The sequence below is a fragment of the Cereibacter sediminicola genome (assembly GCF_007668225.1).
Classification (GTDB): Bacteria; Pseudomonadota; Alphaproteobacteria; order Rhodobacterales; family Rhodobacteraceae; genus Cereibacter_A; species Cereibacter_A azotoformans.
In genome coordinates this window covers 36,860-58,111 of sequence record NZ_VDEK01000007.1, presented here as the reverse complement: position 1 = coordinate 58,111, position 21,252 = coordinate 36,860, and the positions used below count along the sequence as shown (strand labels likewise).

The window sequence follows — 21,252 nt, the reverse complement described above, 5'->3', positions numbered from 1 at the left end:
GCCAGGCAAGAGATTATTTCAGGATGCAGGTTAAGCTCCGGCGCGCCGCCCGAAATCTGCCCGCGCGACCGAGCCGCGGGTGATCAGCCGGGTCGGAAACCGCACATGGCGCGCCGGCGCGTCGCTGCCGCGGATTCGCTCGAGCAGCATCTCGACCGCCAGCGGCCCGATCTGGCCCACCGGCTGCGCCACCACGGTGATCTGCGGATCGGTGAAGGTCGCAAGGTCGAAATCGTCGAAGCCGATCAGCGACACGTCGCGCGGCACGGCAAGCCCCATCGAGCGCAGCGCCAGCAGCGCCCCGGTCGTCATCAGGCTGTCAACCGTGAAGAGCGCCGTCGGCCGCTCGGGCCGGCTGAAGAGGCGGATCGTCGCGTCGATGGCATGTTCCACCGTCGATTGCGACACGGCGATCAGCCCCTCCTCGACCGGCAGGCCGGCCTCGGCCAGGGCGCGCAGATAGCCCTCTCGCCGCTGCCGGGCGGTGGCGATGCGCGACTCGTCGTGGATCAGCGCGATCCGCCGGTGACCGTTCGCGATCAGCAGCGCGATCGCCTCGCGCGCGCCGCCCTCGTTGTCCACCGTGACGCTGTCGCAGTCGATCCCCGGCAGTTCGCGGTCGATCAGCACCAATGGAACCCGCTCGCGGACAAGACGCTGAAGATGCGGATTGTCCCCTTCGGAGGCCGGCGCCACGATCATCCCCCGCACGTTCAGCGCCCGCAGGTTGTCGAGCAGGCTCTGCTCCTGCGACAGGCTCTCCTCGCTGCTCGCGATGAGCAGGCTGTGTCGGCTCCGCCGCAGCGCCGCGTCGATGTCATGCGCCACGCGGGCGAAGAACGGGTTCTGGATGTCGCCCGGCACGAAGCCCACGATCGGCATCTGCCCCTGCCGCAGCGCCTGCGCAATGCGGTTGCCGCGATAGCCCAGCCGCTCGGCCGCCTCCTGCACCCGCCGCGAGGCCTCGTCGCCGACATAGCCGTAGCCGTTCAGCGCCCGCGCCGCCGTCGCGCGCGAGACATTGGCGGCGGCGGCGACATCCTTCACGGTGACGGCGCGCTTGACCGCTCGGGGCGGTCGGTCTCCTGACACTGGACTCTCCCCTCGGCAGGCGCGGTCGGACGATCCGGGCTTACCAGACGAGACGCGGCCTCTTCAAGGCTGGCACCCGGCTCCGCGGCCCGATCCCGGCCGAGCCCATCGGAGGTGTATGCCCGGCCTCTCGCCGACGCGGCCAAAGCCGCTCTGCAGCCGGAACCGGCTGGAAACGAAAGTCATCAATTTTGGTGATAAGACCTGACTGCCACCTGCCTTGCGGCCAACAGCCTGATTTACTGGAGCGGGCGATGAGATTCGAACTCACGACCCTTACCTTGGCAAGGTAATGCTCTACCCCTGAGCTACGCCCGCACTCCGTGAGAGGGCTATTAGCGCAGCCGTCCGGCGGCTGCAAGGGACCTTTCGCAAGTTTTTTCGTCCGCACCTGCGGAACGGCATCTTGCGCCCGAGGCAGCCTGCGGCGGCCCAGACCAGAGGGCGCGCGCGCCTTCCTGCGCGGCTCTTGCCACGGGCAGGGCCTGACGGGATCAGAATGGCCAGATGATCGGAACAAGGGTTACAGCCACGACGAAGAACCAGATCATCAGCGGCAGGCCGAGCTTCCAGTAATCGCCGAACTTGTAGGCGCCCGGTTCCATCACCATCAGGTTGGTGGGCGTGGCCACCGGGGTCAGAAGGGCCGCCGCACTGGCCAGACAGACCGCCATCAGGATCGGCTGCGGCGAGACACCCATCTGGGCTGCTGCAACCACGGCTATCGGGATCACGATCAGCGCGGTCGCCGTGTTCGAGATGATCTGCCCCATGATGGCCGAGAGCACGAACAGCCCCACAAGGAGCAGGTGCGGGCTTGACTGCCCGATCATGTCCACCAGTCCCTTCGCAAGCAGATCGGCCGCGCCGGTCTGCTGCATCGCGGTCGAAAGCGGCATCATCGCCCCCATCAGGATGATGGTCGTCCAGTTGATCGCGCGATAGACCTGATCGACGCTCTGGATGCCGCTGAGCAGCACCGCCCCCGCGGCCAGAACGCCGGCGATGGCCGGCGGGACAAGCCCCGTGGCCAGCAGCACGACCATCGCGGCCAGGATCACCAGCATCTTCCAGGCGCCCGGACCCATCGGCAGGGCCTGCCGGCGGACCAGATCGGGCGAGTTCACCATCAGCACCTCGGCGGGCTTCAGCCGCGCCTCGAGCGCGGACCAGGTGCCCTGCAGGAGCAGCGTGTCGCCGACGCCGAGCGGCGCGCTCGGGTCGAGATCCTCGCCGTGGCGCTGCACGGCAAGCACGATCAGATCGCCGCTCTCCGTAACCATGCCGGGAAAGAAACGCTCGCCCACCAGCTTCGAGCGCGGCGGGATCTGGATCTCGGCAAGGCCCGACTGCCGGTTGAAGAGCGTCCGCTCCATGTCCGGCGCCTCGTCTTCCGTGAAGCTCAGGCCCAGTTCGGTGACCAGTTCGGCCGCCGCCTCGGCCCGGCCCCGCACGACGACGATATCGCCCTGCCGGATGGTATCGCGCCGCGCCGAAACGCCGTCGGCCTCCTTCAGCGTCACCAGCGCAAGCCCGTCGCGGCCCGACAGGTCGAACGCCCGCCGCTCGGTGCCGACCAGAGGCGAGTCCTCGCGCACCCGCAGCCGATGGACGTCGCTGGCCAGCCGATACTGCTCGATCAGGGTCATGGCGTGGCGGCTGAGGTCCGGCGGCAGGGTGGCGCTGGTCCGCTCCGGCAAAAGCGCGCGGCCGAACAGCACCACGATCACGATCGAGCCGGCGATCAGCGGAAAGCCCACGAGGGCGAATTCGAGATAGGCAAAGCCGCCGCCCCCGGCCTCGAGCGAGGCCTCCGAAACGAGCACGTTCACCGGCGAGCCCGTCAGCAGGATCTGCGAGCCGGCATGGGCGGCGAAGACCAGCGGCATCAGAAGCTGCGAGGGCGACTGGCCCAGCCGGATCGCCATGACCACCACCACCGGCAGCAGCGAGGCCACGGCCCCGTTGACGCTGATGAGGCCGCTCAGCAGCCCGGTCACGCCCATCATCAGGACGATCAGCCGGGTGCGGCTCTCTCCGGCCTGCCGGATCAGGATCTGCCCGGCCCAGGCGGTGACGCCGGTCGCCTCGAGCCCCGCGCTGACCACGAACAGGGCCGCCACGAAGATGATCGCCGGGTCCCCGAATCCGGCCAGCGACTGGTTCAGGGTGAGAATTCCTGTCGCCCACAGAGAGAGGGCTGCGGTCATGCAGACCGCGATGACCGGAAACCTGTCCCAGATGAAGAGCAACACGACGACGCCAATGATGGCGAAAACGGTCCAGATATCACTCACAATGCTGCCCCACTCACCGCCCGCCCGATGCCGCAGAAGCACCGTGTTCGGGCAAAACCGCTGATGCCAATCGGAGCGTTGTCTACATGAGAAAGAAGGTCAGTTCCGCCCGAGCTTGACCGACCTTCCGCGATTCATCAAGCAGCGCATCCCGTCGTGCCCGCACCGGATCGGCGGACACCCACCGCCGCCGCGCGTTCAGGCAGCGCGCCGAGGATCATCCTGGTAATTTTCGTGGACGATTCGCGTGCCGCTCCGGTATGACTGTGGCAGCCGAATGTTCTCGTGGCGTGGCCAGATGCCATGCGGGCGAGTCGCGGATCCCACGGCGCACCGGCCGGTCGGCCGGAACGCGCTGCCCGGGGAACGACGACGGCAGCCCGATCCGCATTCATGGCACCCCATCGCGGGACGAACCTGCCGCACCGCCTCGGCAGCGGACGCAGAGACCGCAGGCCGCCCGGCGCCGACTGCCGCGCGGCCCGTGGTCCTTCCACCGGATGTTCCCGGTTCTGGCGAGGCCGCGGCCTCGCCCTGTTGCAAGTGACACGGGGAGGAAAGCGCAGGATGGCAAGCGCAAGGGACTCAACCGCCGATCCGGTCTTGTGCGGGTTGGTGCAGACGCACGCGGGACGCGGGGTGCCGCAACCCTCGATCACCTCCGTTCCAGCGATCGCGGCCAGAAGGGCGCTGCCCGAGATCCCGCGTGCCTCAAGACGCTTCGACGGCCATCCGGCGCTCGGCCAGATCGTCGGACGGACGACGCAACGACCCAGCCTTGTCACGGAGAGCGGAACATGAGGTCGCGCGCCATCCCGAACATCGCGCTTGCGATGGTGCTTGTCGCGGTTCTGGCAGCCTGCGACGAAGAGGAGACCGCCGAGCCCGAGCTGGTCCGCCCCGTCCGCACCGTCACCGTCGAAAAGCGCGCCATGGGCGAGGTGATCAGCCTTGCCGGCACGGTGGAAAGCCAGGTGCAGGCCGATCTGGGCTTTCGCATCGGGGGCCGGCTTGCCGAGCGCCTCGTGAATGTGGGCGACCATATCGAGCCGGGCCAGCTGCTGGCCAGCCTCGACCCCACCGACGAGCAGAACGGCCTGCGCGCGGCCGAGGCCTCTTTGGCCGCCGCCGAAGGCCAGCTGACCGAGGCCCGCACCGAGTTCGGGCGCCAGCGCCAGCTGTTCGACCGCGGCTTTGCCTCGCGTGCCGCCTTCGACCGGGCCGAAACCGCGCTGACCACCGCCGAGTCGGCGGCCGAAGCCGCGCGGGCGCAGTATCAGATCGCGGTGCGCCGCCTGAACGACACGGCCCTTCTGGGCGATGCGCCGGGCCGCGTGACCGCGGTGGGCGGCGAGGAGGGCGAGGTGGTCGCCGCCGGCCGGATGATCGTGCAGGTCGCCCGCGATGGCGGCATGGACGCGGTCTTCGACGTGCCGGCCGCCGTGCTGGAGGCAAGCCCCGCCGATCCCGAGATCACGGTGGCGGTGTCGCAATCGCCCTCGATCAGCACCAAGGGCCGCATCCGCGAGGTCGCGCCCCGCGCCGATGCCTCGACCGGCACCTTCCGCGTGCGGGTGGGCCTGATCAAGCCGCCGCCCGAGATGCGGCTCGGGACGGTGGTGACCGGGCAGGCGGTCTTCGGCGACACCGCCGGCATCGAGATCCCGGCCAGCGCCCTGACCGGCGGCGGTGGCAGGCCTGCCGTCTGGCTCCTCGATCCGGGCAGCGGCACCGTCGCGCTGCGCGAGATCGGCGTCGCCCGCTTCCTGCCGGCCTCGGTCGTGGTCTCGGACGGTCTTGAGCCGGGGGATGTCGTGGTGACCGCCGGGGTGCAGGCGCTGCGCCCCGGACAGGCCGTGCGTCAGGCGGAGACCCGGCCATGATCGGACCCAACCTTTCGGACTGGGCGCTGCGCAGCCGGCAACTGACCATCTACCTGATGATCGTCACCGTGGTCGCGGGCGCCTTCGCCTTTCTCAACCTCGGCCGCGACGAGGATCCGAGCTTCACCATCAAGACCATGCTCGTCACCGCCGTCTGGCCCGGCGCCACGATGGAAGAGACCCAGACCCAGCTGACCGACCGGCTGGAGCGACGCCTGCAGGAGACCACGGGCCTCGACGCGCTGCGCTCGATCACCCGGCCGGGGATCGTGACGATCTATGTCGATCTCGAGGGCCAGTTCCCGCCCGAGCGGGTGCCCGATGTCTGGCAGGAGGTGCGCAACGGCACAGGCGACATCCGCCACACCCTGCCGCAGGGGGTGCTGGGCCCGTTCTTCACCGATGATTTCGGCGACGTCTTCGGCATCATCTATGCCTTCACCTCCGACGGTTTCAGCGACCGCGAGCTGCGCGACCATGTCGATGTCGTGCGCTCGAGCCTGCTGCGCGACGTGCCCGCCATCTCGAAGATCGAATGGCTCGGCGTGCAGGACGAACAGCTGCTGCTCGAGTTCCAGCCCGACCGCGTCGCCGCCATGCGGCTCGACTACGGCGCGATCTTCAACGCCGTCGCGGCGCAGAACGTGGTGCGCCCGGCCGGCGTCGTCACCACCGGGCAGGAGAACATCGCCCTGCGCGTCTCGGGCTCGTTCGACACCGATGCCGACCTGCTCGACGTCTCGCTGGTGGCCGACGGCCGGATGATCCGGCTGGGCGACATCGCCACGGCGCGGCGCGCGCTGTCGGACCCGCCGCAGCCCCTGCTGCGCGTCAATGGCCAGCGAGCCATCGCGCTTGCGATCTCGATGAGCGAGGGCGGCGACATCCTCGAGCTGGGCGAGGAGGTGACCGCCGCCATGTCCGATGCGGTGGCGAACCTGCCCATCGGGATCGAGCCGATCCTGATCTCGAACCAACCCGCGGTGGTGGACCTCGCCATCGGGGACTTCACCGCCTCGCTCTGGCAGGCGGTGGGCATCATCCTGGTCGTCAGCTTCCTGATGCTGGGCGTGCGGCCCGGCGCTGTGGTGGCCATCGCCATTCCGGTGACGCTCGCCGGGGTGTTCCTCGTGATGCAGACGCTGCAGATCGACCTGCACCGCGTCTCGCTCGGGGCGCTGATCATCGCGCTCGCGCTGCTGGTCGATGATGCGATGACCACGGTCGATGCGATGCTGCGCCGGCTGGCGGTGGGCGACACGCTCGAGAAGGCCGCGACCTTCGCCTACAGCAGCCTCGCCGCGCCGATGCTGACCGGCACGCTGATCACCATCGCGGGCTTCGTGCCGATCGGCTTTGCCCAAAGCCAGGCGGGCGAATACACGATCTCGCTCTTTCTGGTGGTGGGGATCGCGCTGATCGCCTCGTGGCTGGTGGCGGTGCTGTTCACGCCGATCATCGGCTCGGTGCTGCTGAAGCCGCCTGCCGGCGGCGCGGCCGAGCCCGAGCCGGGTCGGATCCTGCGGACCTACCAGAGCTTTCTCGGGCAGGCGATCCGGTTCCGCTGGCTGACCTTCGCGGTGACGGCGGCGCTGTTCGCGCTCGCCTGGGCGGGGCTCTCGCAGGTCGACCGGCAATTCTTCCCGGCCTCGGACCGCAACGAGCTGATCGTGGACTTCCAGCTGCCGCGGTCCTCCTCGATCTTTGCCAGCGAGGATGCCGTAGCGCGGATCGAGGCCTTCATCGAGGCCTCGGGCGAGGCGCAGTTCTACACCTCCTATGTCGGGCGGAACGTGATCCGCTTCTACCTGCCGCTGGCCATCCAGCCGCCGAGCGATCACCAGTCGCAGATCGTGGTGATGGCCAGGGACTTCGCGGCGCGCCAGCGGCTGCAGGCGGCGCTGGAAGGCTGGCTGGGCGATGCCTTCCCCGAGGCGGTCAGCCGGGTCAGCCCGCTGGAGCTGGGGCCGCCGATCGGCTGGCCGGTGCAGTATCGCCTGACCGGCCCGGATCCCGAGGTGCTGCGCGCCCGTGCGCTGGATCTGGCCGGCATCCTCGCCAGCGATCCGACGACGCGCCACATCCACTTCGACTGGATCGAGCCCGCCCGTCAGGTGCGCATCGACGTCGATCAGGACCGCGCCCGCCGGCTCGGGCTGACCAGCGCGCAGCTGTCGGCGGTGCTGAACACCGCCGTCACCGGCAGCGCGATCAGCCAGCTGCGCGACGACATCTACCTGATCCCCATCGTCGCCCAGGCAGCGCCGGGGGATCGGCTGTCGCTCGACCGGCTGGAGACGCTGCAGGTTCCGGTGCCGGGCGGGCGCACGGTGGCGCTGGGGCAGTTCGCCAACATCTCGTTCAAGCAGGAGCAACCGTTCCTCTGGCGGCGCGACCGGCTGCCGACGCTGACCGTCCTTGCCGATGTCGCGCCGGGATCGACGCCCGAGGCGGTGGCGGCCGGGCTCGAGCCGAAGATCGCCGGGATGAACGCGGCGCTGCCGCCGGGCTACAAGGTCGAGGTCGGCGGCACGGTCGAGACCAGCGCCGAAAGCCAGGAGTCGGTCTTTGCCGTCGTGCCGCTGATGCTATTCATCATGGCGACGCTGCTGATGATCCAGCTGCAGAGCTTCCGCGACGCGGCCATGGTGATCCTGCTGCTGCCGCTGGGCCTGATCGGCGTCGTGGGCGCGCTGCTGGTCTTCGACCGTCCGCTGGGCTTCGTGGCGATCCTCGGGATCCTCGCGCTGATCGGGATGATCGCCAAGAACGCGGTCATCCTGATCACCCAGATCGGCGCCGAGCGCAGCGCGGGCCTCGGCGTGCACGAGGCCGCCGTGCGGGCCGCGACCAGCCGCTTCCGGCCGCTGCTGCTGACGGCGCTTTCGACTGTGCTCGGCCTTCTGCCCATTGCGCCCACGCTCTTCTGGGGGCCGATGGCCTTTGCCATCATGGGCGGTCTTCTGCTGGCCACGCTGCTGACGCTGATCTTCCTGCCCACCCTCTATGTGACGATCTGCGGCGACGAAGGCAGAACCGTCCATGCCTGAGGCCCGCGCCGGGGGCGGGATGCCGGGCCTTGCCTGGTCCGGCATCAGCGACAAGGCGAGCTACTACCGGCTGTTCGCCGGCTATGTCGTCGCGCTGGTGGCGACCGGCATCGCCACGGTGGCGCTCGCGCTCGTGGCCTTCGATCTCGCGGGCGAGGAGTCGGGCGCGGTCATCGGCACGGCGCTGTCGCTGAAGATGCTGGCCTATGTGCTGGCGGCGCCGGTCGTCGCCATCCTGACCTCGGGGATCCCGCGCCGACGGTTGCTGATCGCGCTCGACCTGTTGCGCGCGGGCTGCCTGCTGCTGCTGCCCTTCGTATCCGAGGTCTGGCAGATCCATGCCCTTGTCTTCGTCTTCGCCCTCGCCTCGGCGACCTTCACCTTCGTCTATCTGGCGGTCGTGCCCTATCTTCTGGGCAATGAGGCCGACTACTACAGGTCGCTGTCACGCTCGCGGGTGGCGGCCGAGCTTGAGGGGCCGATCAGTCCGCTGCTGGCGGGCCTGCTGATGGTCGTGCTGTCGGTGGCGGGGATCTTCACCCTGGCGGCGGCGGGCTTCGTGCTCTCGGCGCTGCTGGTCCGTGCGGCGCGGCTGCCGCGCACCCTCGCCGCACCACCCGGCGGGATCTGGCGCCGGCTGACGCGCGGGCCGCGTCTTTTCGTGGCGGTGCCGGCCTTCCGGGCGATCATCGCAATGGATGTGGTCGCGGCCCTCGGCACGGCGATGGTCATGGTGAACACGGTGGTGATCATTCAGGGCGTGCTCGACCGCGAGATCGGCTCCACCGCGAGCGCCTTCGCCTTTCTCGGCGCGGGCTCGATCCTTGGCGCGCTGGTGCTGCCGCTTGTGCTGCTGCGCATCCGCGACCGTGACGTGATGCTGGCCGGGGCGCTGATCGTCGTGGCGAGCCTCGCCTCCGGGGGGCTGGGCTTCGGCATTGCGGGGCTGCTGCTGCGCTGGGTGGCGATCGGCTTCGGGGTGGTCTGGACGGTCACCCCGGCGACCTATGTCATCCGCCGGCTGGCGCGACCCTCGGACCTGCAGGTGATGATGGCGGCGCAGATGACGCTGGCCCATGTCTGCCTGCTGATCGCCTATCCGATCGCCGGGTTTCTGAGCGCATGGGCAAGCATACCCGCAACCTTCCTGATCCTCGCCGCGCTCTCGGGCCTCGCCACGCTGGCGATGATCCGGCTCTGGCCCAGGGATGTCGCGCCGGACGTCTGACGGCGCGGCCCTATTCGGCGGCGTCCGGCAGAAGCGTCGGGATCGGCAGATGAGCGTCTCCTTCGAGGCTGTCGAGGTCCAGGGTCGAGCGCCGGCCGATATGGACGAAGTTCTCCTCGAGCCAGCCATCCGCCCAGCCGCGGCCCAGATCGAACAGCTTGCGCAGATAGTCCCACTCGGCGTTCAGCTTGCTCGAGGCCACCAGATCCTGCACCTCGAGATCGGTATGGATCAGGTGGAGATAGGTCCTCGTGTAGGTGCCGAGGTCGATCCCCTTCGCCTCGGCCACGCGCTGCATCAGGCCGATGGCCCGCAACTCCTTGACGAGGCTCGAGTTGAAGCTGATCTCGTTCACCCGGTTCATGATCTCGCGCGCGCTGCGGGGCAGGACGCTGCGCACCAGCGGGTTGATCTGCACCACCACGATGTCGGGGCTGTCCTCGCTGATCAGCAGCGGATAGAGCGCGGGGTTGCCGGTGAAGCCGCCGTCCCAGTAGGCCTCGCCGTCGATCTCGACCGCGGGGAACATCTGCGGCAGGCAGGCCGAGGCCAGGACCGCATCCGCCGAGATCTCGCCCGGATTGAAGACCCGCGGGCGCCCGGTGCGCACGTTGGTGGCGGTGACATGGACGCGCAGCCCCGGCAGGGCGTTGACCCGGTCGAAATCCACCAGCTTCCCGAGGATGTCGCGCAGCGGATTGAGGTTCAGCGGATTGAGTTCATAGGGTGAGAAAAGCCGGCTCAGCCCTTCGAAGAACAGAAAGCCGGGCGACCGGTCAAGGCTGTAGTCGCCCATCAACCGGGCCAGCGGCCCGCGCTGGATCGGCGAGAACCGCGCGGCGTTGCTGACCTCCTTCCAGAAGCGGGTCAGCGCATCGCGCGCGCCCTGCCGACCTCCAGACGCCAGCCCGTCGGCCAGCACCACGGCGTTCATCGCGCCCGCGCTGGTGCCGCTGATGCCCGTGATCTCGATCCGGTCATCCTGCAAAAGCCGATCCAGCACCCCCCAGGTGAGCGCGCCGTGCGAGCCTCCTCCTTGAAGAGCCAGGTTGATGGACTTGCGCTTGTTCGAGGTGCGGTCCGACATTGGGTCTCCTGTTCGTGTCGAAAACGTCAGGGAGCTGCATCGGGGTGTGCCGGTAGCTTACCCCGAGCGCCGCACTGCGACAACGGGCATCAGCGCCCATGTCCGCTTCGCCGCCGACCGCCCCCCGCATCGGAGCTGCGCCGGAACGCCGGGGCGTGTCAGGCGACGCGGACGGGCCGGCGGCGCCGGCGGTGGGCCGGCGGAATGTTCAGGATCTCGCGGTATTTCGCGACCGTCCTGCGGGCAAGCGGCATGTCTCGGGCCGCCAGCGCCTCGGCCAGCGCCGCATCCGACAGCGGAGCCGCCGCATCCTCTTGCGCCACAAGCTCCGATATCGCCGCGCGGACCGCTGCGGCCGAAGGCCCGCCCTCGGCCACGCGGCCGCTGAACATGCGCCTGAGCCACCAGGTCCCTCGGGGCGTGTCCACGCAGGTGCCCGACACGACCCGGCTCACCGTGCTCTCGTGGATCTCGAGCGCCCCGGCCACATCGGCCATGGTAAGGGGGACCAACGCCGCCGGGCCTTCGTCGAGGGCCGCCTCCTGCCGGGCCAGGATCTCGCGCGCGACGCGCAGGAGCGTCGCGTTCCGGGTCTCGATCATGCGCCCCACCGCCTGCGCCTGTGTCCAGACGGCGCGGGCGGCGGCCGTCGCGGGGCGCTTGTCCGGCTTGCGAATCCGCACCGACGGCAGGGCCGAGCGGTTGAGCGCCACCTCCCAGCCGGCATCGGTCTTCGTGGCGATCAGGTCGGGCTCACGAACCGGCGCGGCGCCGGGGTCGAACTGGGCGCCGGGCTTGGGATCGAAGCCGCGGATCAGGCGCAGGCGCGAGAGGATCGCTGCCTCGTCGGTGCCGCACATGCGGGCGAGCCGCGCATGTGCGCCCTGCGCCACGAGATCGAGATGATCGAACATGGTGGCGAGGACGGGATCGAGGCAACCGGCCTCGACGGCTTGCAGCCGCAGACATTCCGCGAGATTGCGGGCAAAGAGCCCCGCAGGCTCGATCCGCTGGAGGTGGGCGAGCACCGCCTCGACCTCAGCCACCGCAACACGGGCCTGGCCTGCAACCTGAACGGGATCGGCGCCCAGCCATCCGGTCGGCTCCAGCCCTTCGGCGAGCAGCATGGCGATCCGCCGCTCGGGCCCCTTCGGGAACAGCCGGTCGATCTGCCCCATCACATGCGCCATGAGGCTCGGACCGGCCGCCCCGGCCGCCTCGACAGGCGGCCCGTCCCCGTGCGCCATGCGCGGCAGGACGCTGGTCCAGCGCGGCAGCCACTCGGCGGATTGGACCCGTTCCAGCTGGATATGGGGGTTCTCGCCCGCCTGCTCCTCGAGGTAGCGGGTGAGGCCCTCGGCGTCCGAGCTGAGGATGCGGATCGAGGCGGTCAAGCCGAGGTTCAGCTGCAACCGCTGCGTCTGGGCGATACTGATGCGCTGTCTCGACTTCATGATCCGGCGAGGCTAGCAACCGCGCGATCACCATGCAACCACTGCGGGAACTTCTGCGCGCTGAAACCGCCTCAAGGCGCGTCCGGCCGGTCAGGGCTGGAACTGCGCCATGAACCGGCGGTCTATGCGGTCCTTCCACCGCCAGAGCAGCGCGCCTTCAAGCCGCAGGCCGAACTTGTCGGCAACAGCCACGCGCCCCCCGCAGGAGATGAGCTTCAGGTAATCGCGCTGCGGCCGATAGGCCTGCATCCGGCCCCCGGACAAGGCCGCCTGAAGGTTCCGGCGCAACACCGGCGCTTCGCGGACGGCGAAGACGCCGGCCTTGGGTCGTGGCGCGTGCGCCAGATGGGCACAGTCGCCGGCTGCGAAGATCGCAGGGTCCGACGTCTGGAGGCTCGGCCCGACGCGCACGAAGCCGCGCTCGAGCGCGAGGCCGGTGCCTTCCAGCCACGTCTGCGGCCGCGCTCCGGCCACCGTCAGGGTGAAATCCGACGCGATCCGCGCACCGTCCGCAAGGACCACCCCGTCAGCTTCGACGCGCGCCACCTCGGCCCCCGCAAGGAGGCGAATGTCCAGCCGCGCCATCCGGGCGAGCAGCGCCTTCCGCGCGCCGTCACCGAGGCCGGGAAGGGCCCTGTCCGCCCGCTCGATCACCGTGACGCGGGGCCGCGCACCCGCCGAGCGCAACCGGAAGGCCGAGGCCATCGCCAGCTCCACCCCGCCGGTGCCGCCCCCGATCACCACCAGCTGCGGATCTGGCGGTCGGGACGCGAGGAACCTGTCCCATCGGTCGGCGTAGGACCCGAGCGGCTTTGCGGCCACCGCATGTTCGGCGGCACCCGGCACGCTCGGCAGGTCCGACGAGATGCCCACGTCGATCGAGGCCACATCGTAGGGCAGCGCCCCACCGCCGGCGAGCAGCACCCTGCGCGCCGCGCGGTCGAGGCCCGTGGCCCGGTCGAGGACGAGCCGCGCCCCCCGTCGCCTGGCCAGCGCGGCCAGATCGATCATCATCTCGTCGCGGCTGTAGTGGCCCGCCACATGGCCGGGCAGCATCCCGGTGTAGGGCGCGGTCGGGTTCGGGTTCACCAGCGTCACCCGCACCTCGGGCGCCGGCACCCACCCATGCAGCACCAGCGCGTGGGCGTGCCCGCCGCCGATCAGCACCAGATCGCGCGGACCGCCCGCCATTCAGCGCCCCGCCACCCGCGCGACCCTCTCGGCCACTTGCGCCGCGAGGGCGGAAAGGTCGTCGAGCCTATCCGTCTCGACCAGATCGGCCGCCTTGCCCGCGCGGGCCCGATGTTTCGCATAGCGGGGATCGTAGTGGCGCTCCATCAGCCCCGCGGCCAGCTCTTCGAACCGGCCCTGCGCGGCCAGCCCATGCCACTCCTCGATGTCCTTCGCCGGATGCAGCGGACGGAGCAGGTCGATCACCCGCCCCAGCCTCGCCCCGTCCTCGACCAGATCGCGGTAGGCGCGGACCAGATAGGCCGCCCGCGCGCCCACGGGGGCGGTGACCTCGATCCGGGGGGCCGCCTGCATCGCCTTCCAGAGGCCGGGCGGCAGGCGGATCTCGCCCACCTTGCTCGACTCGGCCTCGACCACCACCGGCCGCGCCGGATCCAGCCGCGAGAGCGCCACCGCCAGACGGCTTTCGAACCCGCGCTGCGCGGGCTGCCCGCCCGCGAGCGCGCCAAAGAGCGAGCCGCGGTGGTTCGCCAGCCCCTCAAGATCGAGAACCTGCACGCCCAGCGCACCGAGGTGGGCAAGAAGCTCGGTCTTGGCCGAGCCGGTGTTGCCGTCGATCACCACGACCGGCGCGCGCACCGCCCGTTCGTAAAGTTCGCGGACGACGAGGCCGCGCCAGCTCTTGTAGCCGCCCTCGAGCACCTCGACGCGCCAGCCGATCTGGCCGAGGATCATCGCGAAGGAGTTCGACCGCTGGCCGCCGCGCCAGCAATAGACAAGCGGCCGCCAGCCGCCGGGCCGGTCGGCCAGAACCTCCTCGATGTGACGGGCCGCGTTGCGCGCGACGAGGGCCGCGCCAATCTTCCGGGCCGAGAACGGGCTGACCTGCTTGTAGATCGTGCCCACACGCGCCCGCTCTTCGTTGTCGAGCACCGGCAGGTTGATCGCGCCGGGAACGCGGTCCTCCTCCCACTCGGCGGGCGAGCGGACGTCGATCACGTCGTCGAAGCCGTGATGGATGAGCTGGTCGAGATCGGTCGCGCGGAAGGCCATGGCCCGTCCTACCCTGCCCTTCGGGACTTGACCAGCGGACGCACGCGCGCATCGCCTGCGTATCCCGGCCCGCCCGGCGCGCTGCGCGTCCTCACCCGCCCGACATGAGCGAAATGCATAAACATCCTGATTATTATGAAGATGGTGGTTTCTGCGCGACAAGGTATGGTCACGCCTTCCCTCACGCTGACGGACACGCCCGATGTTGCCCTTCTCAACTCCGCCCTCCCCCGTCTTTCCCGTGCTCGACGCGCTCGCGCGCGAGCGCATCCTGATCCTCGACGGGGCGATGGGAACGCAGATCCAGCAACTCGGGCTGGCAGAAGAGGATTGTGCCGGGGATTGCGCCTGCCGCCATCACTCGGACCATCCGCAGAAGGGCAACAACGACCTGCTGATCCTGACGCAGCCGCAGGCGATCGAGGAGATCCATTTCCGCTATGCGATGGCGGGCGCGGACATCGTCGAGACGAACACCTTCTCGGCCACCACCATTGCGCAGGCCGACTACGGCATGGAATCCGCGGTGCGTGATCTGAACGTCGAGGGCGCGCGGATCGTGCGGCGAGCCCTCGACCGGGCAACCGCCATTGACGGCAAGCCGCGCTTCGTCGCGGGGGCGGTCGGGCCCACGAACCGCACCGCCTCGATCAGCCCGGATGTGAACGATCCCGGCTTTCGGGCCGTCACCTTCGACGATCTGCGCACCGCCTATGCCCAGCAGGTCCGCGGTCTGATCGAAGGGGGCGCGGATCTCATCCTGATCGAGACGATCTTCGACACGCTGAACGCCAAGGCTGCCATCTTCGCCTGTTTCGAGGCCTTCGCCGAAGCCGGGCGGCGCCTGCCGCTGATGATCTCGGGCACGATCACCGATGCCTCGGGCCGCACGCTCTCGGGCCAGACGCCCACCGCCTTCTGGCATTCGGTGCGCCATGCCCGGCCTTTCACCGTCGGGCTGAACTGCGCGCTTGGCGCGGCGGCCATGCGCCCGCATCTGGCCGAACTCGCCGGCGTCTCCGACAGCTTCATCTGCGCCTATCCGAACGCGGGCCTGCCCAACGCCTTCGGCCAGTATGACGAGGGCCCCGAGGATACGGCCGCACAGGTGGCGCGGTTTGCACGCGAGGGGCTGGTGAATGTCGTCGGCGGCTGCTGCGGCACCACGCCCGACCACATCCGCGCCATCGCGGACGCGGTGACGGGCCTTGCTCCGAGGGCCGTGAAATGAGCCGGCACCTCCGCCTCTCGGGCCTCGAGCCCTTCGTGCTGACGCCCGGCATTCCCTTCGTCAACATCGGCGAGCGGACGAACGTCACGGGCTCGGCCCGCTTCCGCAAGCTGATCACCAACCGCGACTATGCGGCCGCCCTCGAGGTCGCGCGCGATCAGGTGCAGAACGGCGCCCAGATCCTCGACGTGAACATGGACGAGGGGCTGATCGACTCGAGGGCCGCGATGGTCGAGTTCCTCAACCTGATCGCGGCCGAGCCCGACATCGCCCGCGTGCCGCTGATGATCGACAGCTCGAAATGGGAGGTGATCGAGGCCGGGCTGAAATGTGTGCAGGGCAAGTCCGTCGTCAATTCGATCAGCCTGAAGGAAGGCGAGGAGATCTTCCGCCAGCAGGCCGGGCTCTGCCTTGCCTATGGCGCGGCCGTGGTCGTCATGGCCTTCGACGAAGAGGGACAGGCCGACAGCTTCGCCCGCAAGACCGGGATCTGCGCCCGCGCCTACCGTATCCTTGTCGAGGAGATCGGCTTCCCGCCCGAGGACATCATCTTCGACCCGAACATCTTCGCCGTCGCCACCGGCATCGAGGAGCATGACAACTACGGCGTCGATTTCATCGAGGCCACCCGATGGATCCGGGCGAACCTGCCCCATGCGCATGTCTCGGGCGGCGTCTCGAACCTGTCGTTCAGCTTTCGCGGCAACGAACCCGTGCGCGAGGCGATGCATGCCGTCTTCCTCTACCATGCCATCCGGGCGGGCATGGACATGGGGATCGTCAACGCGGGCCAACTGGCGGTCTATGACCAGATCGACCCCGAACTGCGCGAGGCCTGCGAGGATGTCGTCCTGAACCGGCGGCGCGACGGGACCGAACGGCTTCTGGCCGTTGCGGACCGCTTCCGCGGCGGCGCCCGCGAGGAGAAGGTGCGCGATCTGGCGTGGCGGGACTGGCCGGTGGAAAAACGGCTGGAACATGCGCTGGTGAACGGCATCACCGAGTTCATCGCGGCCGACACCGAGGAGGCCCGCCTCGCGGCCGAGCGGCCGCTCCATGTGATCGAGGGCCCGCTGATGGCGGGGATGAACGTCGTGGGCGACCTCTTCGGCGCGGGCAAGATGTTCCTGCCGCAGGTGGTAAAGTCCGCGCGCGTGATGAAGCAGGCGGTCGCGGTGCTTCTGCCCCACATGGAGGCCGACAAGGGCGGTGCCCGCGAGGCGGCCGGCAAGGTGCTGCTGGCGACCGTCAAGGGCGACGTGCACGACATCGGCAAGAACATCGTCGGCGTCGTGCTGGCCTGCAACAACTACGAGATCATCGACCTGGGCGTGATGGTGCCGCCGGCGAGGATCCTCGAGGTGGCCCGCGCCGAGCAGGTGGATGTGATCGGCCTGTCGGGCCTCATCACCCCGTCGCTGGACGAGATGGTGACGCTCGCCTCCGAGATGGAGCGCGAGGGCTTTGGGGTTCCGCTGCTGATCGGAGGGGCCACCACCTCGCGCGTGCATACCGCGGTCAGGATCGCGCCCGCCTACCACCGCGGCCCGGCGGTCCATGTTGCCGACGCCAGCCGGGCGGTGGGCGTGGTCAGCCAGTTGCTCAGCCCGACGCAAAGGCAGGCCTATGTCGAGGGGCTGCGCGCCGATTACGCGCAGGTGGCCGAGCGCCATGCGCGGTCCGAGCGCGCCAAGCAGCGCCTCTCGCTCGCCGCCGCGCGGGCCAATGCGCTCCGGCTCGACTGGTCCTCCTACGCCGCCACCCCGCCCTCGTTCACCGGCGTCCGGGTGATCGAGGACTGGGATCTGGCCGAGATCGCCCGCTACATCGACTGGACGATGTTCTTCCATGCGTGGGAGATGAAGGGGGTCTGGCCGCGCATCCTTCAGGACGAGGCGCAGGGCGAGGCCGCCCGTGCCCTCTTTGCCGATGCGCAGGCGATGCTCGAGCGGCTGGTGGCGGACCGCTGGTTCACGCCCCGTGCGGTGGTGGGCTTCTGGCCGGCCCATGCGGTGGGCGACGACATCCACCTCTATGCCGACGAGAGCCGGCGCGAGGCGCTCGCCACCTTCCACACGCTGCGCCAGCAGGTGCCCAAGCGCGAGGGTCGGCCCAACGTGGCGCTCGCGGACTTCGTGGCGCCCGAGGGGACGGGCCCCGACTGGGTCGGCGGCTTCGTCGTGACCGCCGGGCCGGAAGAGGCCGCGATTGCCGACCGCTTCGACCGCGCGAACGACAACTATTCCTCGATCATGGTCAAGGCGCTCGCCGATCGCTTCGCCGAGGCGATGGCCGAGATGCTGCACGAGCGCGTGCGCCGCGACTACTGGGGCTACGCGCCCGACGAGGCCTTCGCGCCCCAGGACCTTCACGCCGAGCCCTACCGCGGCATCCGGCCCGCTCCGGGCTACCCCGCCCAGCCCGACCATACCGAGAAGGTCACGCTGTTCCGCCTGCTCGATGCGACGGCGGCGACGGGGGTGGAACTGACCGAGAGCATGGCGATGTGGCCGGGCTCATCGGTCTCGGGCCTCTACATCGCCCACCCCGAGTCCTACTACTTCGGCCTCGCACGGGTCGAGCGCGACCAGGCTGAGGATTACGCGCGGCGCAAGGGCATGCCGCTGGCCGAGGTCGAGCGGTGGCTGGCGCCGGTGCTGGGCAGCCGCCTGGACGCCCCCTCTCTGGCGGCGGAATAACGGCCCCGGTCCGAGCCGGTCAGCCCCGCCGCTCCAGACGGGCGGCCGGCACCGGCTCGTCCTGCTGGCGCTTCATCGGCACGGCAAGCCCCTGCCGCGAAAGCAGCACCGCGATCGGCCGCAGCGGGTCGATCTCGGCGCTGACGATCATCAGCGCCACCATGATCGGCACCGACAGGAACATCCCCGGAATACCCCAGACCGCGCCCCAGAAGGCCAGGCTGATGATGATGCCGAAGGACGAGAGCTGCAGGGCGCGTCCCATCAGCATCGGATCGAGAACGTTGCCGCAAATGAACTGGATCGCGCCCACGAAGGCCAGCAGCGACAGGGCGGTGGCGACATCGACGGTCTGCACGAAGGCGACCAGCACGATCAGCAGCGTCGAGACGATCGAGCCGATGCTCGGGATGAAGTTCAGGATGAAGGTCAGCATCCCGAGCGGCGCCGCCAGGTCGAGCCCGAAGGCCAACGCCACACCCCAGACCAGCAGGCCGGTGATGGCGCTGACCAGGGTCTTGACCAGCAGGTAGCGGTTCACCCGCCGCATGATCGAGCCCACGATCTCCTCGACGCGCCGCGCGCGGTCGGGGTCTCCGATCAGGTTGAGCAGCTTCACCGGGAACCACACACGTTCGGCAAACAGGAACCCCACGAACAGGATCACCAGGACAGTGGCCTGCATCAGCGCCCCCGCCTGCGCGGCCAGCGTCCGCAGGTAGCCCGAGATCTCGACCGCCCGGATCGAGGAGAGCACCGCCGCTTCCGCATCCTGTCCAAGCCAGGAGAAGATCGCCGCCACGGCCGCAGGGGCCTGTTCGCTGTAGCTGAGGGCGGTCAGCAGCACCGTGTTGACCTGCGAGACGATGACCGCGGCCACCGACAGGAGCACCGTGGCCAGCAGCAGCAGCGCAAGGCTGCTGGCGAGCCAGTTGGGGATCTTGACCGGGCCGAAGCGCACGCGCCCGACCAGCGCGATCGCATCGCTCGTCAGGCTGAAGAGAATGACCGAGACGGCCAGCGAAATGAGAATGAACTGGGCCTGAACCAGCAGGAAGAGCACCACCGCAAAGGCGATGATGACCAGCGCCCCGGTCTGCACGCGGGCGACGAGCGTGCGGTCCTTGGGCGGGCGGGGCGCGGGGTCGGTATCGGGCATGGACGGTCCGTGAAAGAGGCGTTGGTGCCACAATGGCGATCCCGCGCCCGCGCGGCAACCGTCGAAGGGGGCGCAGGATGCCCCGGAGGCCCCGCGCATTGCCGCGGCCTGCCATTCCGATCGTCATGATCTTCTTGCGGCGGCGGAAATTCAGGCAGGATCACCGCAACTTGAGCTTTACGAATTGACTGCAGTTGCATTAGCACATCGGCAGCGGTCACGAGTGCATCATGTGGTTTGTCCGATCAGCAATTCCCGAAGAGGCGTGACCCATGACCATCGAGACGAGGCCAATAGAGGAGTCGGCCTTCGACCTCGCCCCCGTCTCGATGTGGATCGAGGATTTCAGCGGCGTCCGGGCGCTGATGGACGAATGGCGCGCCGAGGGGATCGAGGATATCCGCGCCTTTCTTGAAGCCGACCTGTCGCGCGTTGCGGCCTGTTCGCGCCGGATCAGGGTCATCAAGGTCAACGCCCGCACCCTCGAACTCTACGAGGCGCAGGACATGGCGCATCTGGTGGAAAATCTCGGATCGGTTTTCCGCGACGAGATGTTGCAGAGCCATGTCAACGAGCTGTCGCAACTCTGGGCGGGTGAAACGAGCTTCGCCAGCACCGCGGTGAACTATTCGCTGACCGGCCGCCGGATGGATATCCAGCTGCGCGGCACGGTGCTGCCCGGCTCCGAAGACAGCCTCGAGCGCATCCTGCTCACCTGCGAGGATGTGACCGCCCGCGAGGAGGCGCGGCGGCGCGAACTCATGAGCCGCCGCTACGCCGAGGGCATCTTCGAACATTCGCCCGTCTCGCTCTGGGTCGAGGATTTCAGCCAGATCCGCCACCTGCTCGAGAATCTCCGCGCGCGCGGGATCGTGGACCTGCGGGTCTTCACCGACGTCCACCCCGAGTTCGTCCGGCAATGCATGGGCGAGATCCGGGTGATCGACGTGAACCGCGCGACGCTCGAGATGTTCTGCGCCCCCGACAAGCGCACCCTGCTCAGCCGGCTGCGCGACGTCTTCCGCGACAACATGGAGCAGCATTTCCGCGAGCAGCTGATCGAACTGTGGAACCACCACTATTATCACAGCCGGGAAGTGGTGAATTACGCGCTCGATGGAACGGAGCGGGCGGTGATCATGCATTTCGCCGTGCTTCCGGGGCATGAGCATGACTGGTCGCTGGTGCAGGTCGCGCTGACCGACATCACGGCGCGCAAGAAGGCCGAGGCCTATCTGGCCTATCTGGGCAAGCATGACGTGCTGACGGGCGTCCACAACCGGGCCTTCTACATCGACGAGTTGAACCGGCTGGAACGGCAGGGGGTGCGGCCGGTCTCGGTGGCGATGCTCGACCTGAACGGCCTCAAGGCGGTCAATGACGAGCTTGGCCACGACGCGGGCGACCAGCTGTTGCGCCGGCTGGGCGAGGTGCTGAAGGAAGCGGCGGGCGAGACGAGCCATGCCGCCCGGATCGGAGGCGACGAGTTTGCCATCGTCATGCCGCGCGCGGGCGAGCCCGAGGCGCAGGCCATGCTCGACACGATCAAGCGGCTGCTCGCGGTGAACAACCGCTTCCACTTTGCCGCGCCACTGGTCGTCTCGATGGGTGCCGCCAGCAGCCAGGCGGGCGAGTCGATGGAGACCCTCGTGAAACGGGCCGATCAGCGCATGTACGAGGACAAGCGGAAGTTCTACTCCGAGATGGACCGCCGGGCCCCTTCGGCGGCGCAATCCGCGCACGGATAGGGGCGGAAAGCCAAGGCCAACGCCGCGGGCGCGCCATCATCGGGGCCCGTGCCTGCGCCCTCCCGCAGAAGAACCGGAAC

General features: G+C 69.1%; 13 protein-coding genes and 1 tRNA gene. 6 read left to right on the top strand and 8 right to left on the bottom strand.

Features of this window, described 5'->3' with window-relative positions:
- Positions 1 to 30: 30 nt before the first annotated feature.
- The 3 genes from FG154_RS07045 to FG154_RS07035 form a co-directional block, all read right to left on the bottom strand.
- A complete protein-coding gene (locus FG154_RS07045) occupies positions 31 to 1,092 on the bottom strand; it encodes a LacI family DNA-binding transcriptional regulator (protein WP_145105899.1) in 1,062 nt (353 codons plus the stop codon).
- 243 nt (positions 1,093 to 1,335) lie between these two features.
- Positions 1,336 to 1,410 (bottom strand) — tRNA-Gly (locus FG154_RS07040).
- A gap of 176 nt (positions 1,411 to 1,586) precedes the next feature.
- On the bottom strand, positions 1,587 to 3,389 hold the full coding sequence (locus FG154_RS07035) for an SLC13 family permease (RefSeq protein ID WP_145105896.1): 1,803 nt from the start codon (positions 3,387 to 3,389) through the stop codon (positions 1,587 to 1,589).
- A 797-nt stretch (positions 3,390 to 4,186) separates the two neighbouring features.
- Between FG154_RS07035 and FG154_RS07030 the strand changes: the two genes are divergently transcribed.
- Genes FG154_RS07030 through FG154_RS07020 form a run of 3 tightly spaced genes read left to right on the top strand, consistent with a single transcriptional unit; the run spans position 4,187 to position 9,550 of the window.
- The gene (locus FG154_RS07030) at positions 4,187 to 5,272 is read left to right on the top strand and encodes an efflux RND transporter periplasmic adaptor subunit (protein ID WP_145105893.1); all 1,086 of its coding nucleotides are present in this window, start codon (positions 4,187 to 4,189) and stop codon (positions 5,270 to 5,272) included.
- Positions 5,269 to 8,322 carry an efflux RND transporter permease subunit gene (locus FG154_RS07025; RefSeq protein ID WP_145105890.1) on the top strand — a complete coding sequence of 1,018 codons (3,054 nt, stop codon included), beginning with the start codon at positions 5,269 to 5,271 and terminating at the stop codon, positions 8,320 to 8,322. The genes FG154_RS07030 and FG154_RS07025 overlap by 4 nt, the downstream gene beginning before the upstream one ends.
- Positions 8,315 to 9,550: an MFS transporter gene (locus FG154_RS07020; protein WP_246100155.1), complete on the top strand. Its 1,236-nt coding sequence runs from the start codon at positions 8,315 to 8,317 to the stop codon at positions 9,548 to 9,550. The genes FG154_RS07025 and FG154_RS07020 overlap by 8 nt, the downstream gene beginning before the upstream one ends.
- Before the next feature lie 10 nt (positions 9,551 to 9,560).
- On the opposite strand, the gene FG154_RS07015 is transcribed toward FG154_RS07020, so the two are convergent.
- The 4 genes from FG154_RS07015 to mnmH form a co-directional block, all read right to left on the bottom strand.
- Positions 9,561 to 10,637 (bottom strand): patatin-like phospholipase family protein, encoded by a 1,077-nt coding sequence (locus FG154_RS07015; RefSeq protein WP_145105887.1) that lies wholly within the window; start codon positions 10,635 to 10,637, stop codon positions 9,561 to 9,563.
- A gap of 158 nt (positions 10,638 to 10,795) precedes the next feature.
- Positions 10,796 to 12,091 (bottom strand): RNA polymerase factor sigma-54, encoded by a 1,296-nt coding sequence (rpoN, locus tag FG154_RS07010; protein ID WP_145105883.1) that lies wholly within the window; start codon positions 12,089 to 12,091, stop codon positions 10,796 to 10,798.
- A 90-nt stretch (positions 12,092 to 12,181) separates the two neighbouring features.
- Positions 12,182 to 13,282, bottom strand: coding sequence for an FAD-dependent oxidoreductase (locus FG154_RS07005; protein ID WP_145105880.1), 1,101 nt, complete (start codon positions 13,280 to 13,282; stop codon positions 12,182 to 12,184).
- The gene (mnmH, locus tag FG154_RS07000; RefSeq protein ID WP_145105877.1) at positions 13,283 to 14,335 is read right to left on the bottom strand and encodes a tRNA 2-selenouridine(34) synthase MnmH; all 1,053 of its coding nucleotides are present in this window, start codon (positions 14,333 to 14,335) and stop codon (positions 13,283 to 13,285) included.
- Between the two features lie 202 nt (positions 14,336 to 14,537).
- Here mnmH and FG154_RS06995 point away from each other — a divergent pair, with 202 nt between their 5' ends.
- Together FG154_RS06995 and metH are read left to right on the top strand one after the other, a co-directional pair.
- Positions 14,538 to 15,566, top strand: a complete 1,029-nt coding sequence (locus FG154_RS06995) for a homocysteine S-methyltransferase family protein (RefSeq protein WP_145105874.1) — start codon at positions 14,538 to 14,540, stop codon at positions 15,564 to 15,566.
- Positions 15,563 to 18,265, top strand: coding sequence for a methionine synthase (metH, locus tag FG154_RS06990; protein WP_145105871.1), 2,703 nt, complete (start codon positions 15,563 to 15,565; stop codon positions 18,263 to 18,265). The genes FG154_RS06995 and metH overlap by 4 nt, the downstream gene beginning before the upstream one ends.
- Before the next feature lie 19 nt (positions 18,266 to 18,284).
- Here the strand turns inward: metH and FG154_RS06985 are convergent, their stop codons facing one another.
- Positions 18,285 to 19,424: an AI-2E family transporter gene (locus FG154_RS06985; protein WP_145105869.1), complete on the bottom strand. Its 1,140-nt coding sequence runs from the start codon at positions 19,422 to 19,424 to the stop codon at positions 18,285 to 18,287.
- 272 nt (positions 19,425 to 19,696) lie between these two features.
- Between FG154_RS06985 and FG154_RS06980 the strand changes: the two genes are divergently transcribed.
- Positions 19,697 to 21,172, top strand: coding sequence for a sensor domain-containing diguanylate cyclase (locus FG154_RS06980; protein ID WP_145105866.1), 1,476 nt, complete (start codon positions 19,697 to 19,699; stop codon positions 21,170 to 21,172).
- The last annotated feature ends 80 nt before the right edge of the window (positions 21,173 to 21,252 follow it).

Coding starts and splice junctions, on each gene's coding strand:
- FG154_RS07030 (WP_145105893.1), top strand. CDS start 4,187: ATGAGGTCGCGCGCCATCCCGAACATCGCGCTTGCGATGGTGCTTGTC.
- FG154_RS07025 (WP_145105890.1), top strand. CDS start 5,269: ATGATCGGACCCAACCTTTCGGACTGGGCGCTGCGCAGCCGGCAACTG.
- FG154_RS07020 (WP_246100155.1), top strand. CDS start 8,315: ATGCCTGAGGCCCGCGCCGGGGGCGGGATGCCGGGCCTTGCCTGGTCC.
- FG154_RS07015 (WP_145105887.1), bottom strand. CDS start 10,637: ATGTCGGACCGCACCTCGAACAAGCGCAAGTCCATCAACCTGGCTCTT.
- rpoN (WP_145105883.1), bottom strand. CDS start 12,091: ATGAAGTCGAGACAGCGCATCAGTATCGCCCAGACGCAGCGGTTGCAG.
- FG154_RS07005 (WP_145105880.1), bottom strand. CDS start 13,282: ATGGCGGGCGGTCCGCGCGATCTGGTGCTGATCGGCGGCGGGCACGCC.
- mnmH (WP_145105877.1), bottom strand. CDS start 14,335: ATGGCCTTCCGCGCGACCGATCTCGACCAGCTCATCCATCACGGCTTC.
- FG154_RS06995 (WP_145105874.1), top strand. CDS start 14,538: ATGTTGCCCTTCTCAACTCCGCCCTCCCCCGTCTTTCCCGTGCTCGAC.
- metH (WP_145105871.1), top strand. CDS start 15,563: ATGAGCCGGCACCTCCGCCTCTCGGGCCTCGAGCCCTTCGTGCTGACG.
- FG154_RS06985 (WP_145105869.1), bottom strand. CDS start 19,424: ATGCCCGATACCGACCCCGCGCCCCGCCCGCCCAAGGACCGCACGCTC.
- FG154_RS06980 (WP_145105866.1), top strand. CDS start 19,697: ATGACCATCGAGACGAGGCCAATAGAGGAGTCGGCCTTCGACCTCGCC.